Origin of the sequence: Phytoactinopolyspora endophytica, assembly GCF_004138495.1 — a bacterium.
GTDB classification, from domain to species: Bacteria; Actinomycetota; Actinomycetes; order Jiangellales; family Jiangellaceae; genus Phytoactinopolyspora; species Phytoactinopolyspora endophytica.
In genome coordinates, this window is sequence record NZ_ML142849.1 from 644,285 (window position 1) to 645,805 (window position 1,521).

Annotated in this window: 1 protein-coding gene and 1 pseudogene; one reads left to right on the forward strand and one right to left on the reverse strand. The window is 70.3% G+C overall.

Going from position 1 to position 1,521, the window contains the following annotated elements; translation table 11 throughout:
• The coding region (locus tag ELR45_RS02820) for an alpha/beta hydrolase (RefSeq protein ID WP_165367418.1) at positions 1-1,010 on the forward strand (1,010 nt) is incomplete at its 5' end.
• Positions 1,011-1,153: 143 nt separating this feature from the next.
• Here ELR45_RS02820 and ELR45_RS40335 read toward each other — a convergent pair.
• Positions 1,154-1,521: pseudogene (locus tag ELR45_RS40335) on the reverse strand (imidazoleglycerol-phosphate dehydratase); the annotation flags it as partial.

The window sequence follows — 1,521 nt, forward strand, 5'->3', positions numbered from 1 at the left end:
TGCTGGTCGATACCTCCCCCACCGAGTACCCGATCGAGGTTCTCGAGGTCACCGACACCACGGTGACGCTCACCGGCGACGACGCCGACCAGCCCGGGCTCACCGGCCTGGAGTGGGAGGGCGGCTACGCCCGCCTCGGACCGGAGATCGAGCGCTCCGGAGAGCGAATCACGCGGTCGATCATCCCGTACCCGGACATGCCGTCGGTCGGGACCATGGCCCGCACCAGCTTCTACGCCGCTCCGCTCGATCTCGTCAGCTTCCGCAAGGTCAGCGAGCTCGAAGCGGACGAGGTCAGCTACGACGGCCCGCTCGGCTCGTACCCGGCCACCTACGTCGCCGGGGACAGCAGCCGCTGGATCGTCCATGTGCACGGCCGCGGCGGCACGCGCGCCGAGGCGTTCCGGCTGCTGACATCGTTGCACGAACTCGGGTACCCGCAGCTGTCCATCGCGTATCGCAACGACGACGACGCGCCCGCCGACGAGCACGGCGAGTACGGCCTGGGCTGGACCGAGTCCGAAGACCTCGCAGCCGCCGTCGAGTACGCCCGTTCGCAGGGTGCCGAGGACATCGTCCTGGCCGGATACTCGATGGGCGGCGCGATCATCGGAAACTACCTGCACACGCACGGGACCGACGGCGTGGCCGGGGTCATCTACGACTCGCCGGCTCTTTCCTGGGGCGACATCCTCGCCTTCGAGTCCCGCAACCGCAACCTGCCGTCGTTCGCGGCGACGATCGCGTCCGGAGTGGTCCGGCTGCGTACCGGCATCAACCTCAGCGCCATGGACCAGGTGAGGAACGCCGACGACCTGGCGGTCCCGGTGCTGCTCATCCACGGCAGCGGCGACGAGACGGTCCCGGTCACGTCGTCCGACGAGTTCGCCGAGGCCCGCCCTGACCTGGTCACCTACATCCGGCCCGACGACGTCGGCCATGTCCAGGCCTGGAACGCGGATCCCGAAGCCTACGAGCGCGCCGCCACGGACTTCCTGCGCGGCCTCTAAGACATAGGTCCAGGGCTCCCGGAAGGGGGCTCTGGAGGCTAAAGCCCAACCGGGCCACAGACTGACCGGGCCTTGCGCACCTGCGTACCCCGCCGCCTCCAGACCCCCTTCCGGGAGCCCTGGACCGGGCCCCGAGACCGCGCTCATAAGGCGCCCTTCGTCGAGGGAACACCACGCTCCCGCGGATCGAACGCGACGGCCGTACGCAGCGCCCGGGCGACCGCCTTGAACTGGGCCTCGGCGATGTGGTGCGGGTCGCGCCCGCCCAGCACGCGCACGTGCATCGTCATGCCGGCGTGGTGCGCGATGCTCTCCAGCACGTGTGCGGTGAGCGAGCCGGTGAAGTGGCCGCCGATCAGTACGTGCTCCTGCCCGGCCGGCTCGCCGGAGTGGACGAAGTACGGCCGCCCGGAGACGTCGACGACGGCCTGCGCCAACGCCTCGTCGAGCGGCACCAGTGCGTCGCCGTAGCGCACGATTCCGGCCTTGTCGCCCAGCGCCTGCCGCAGCG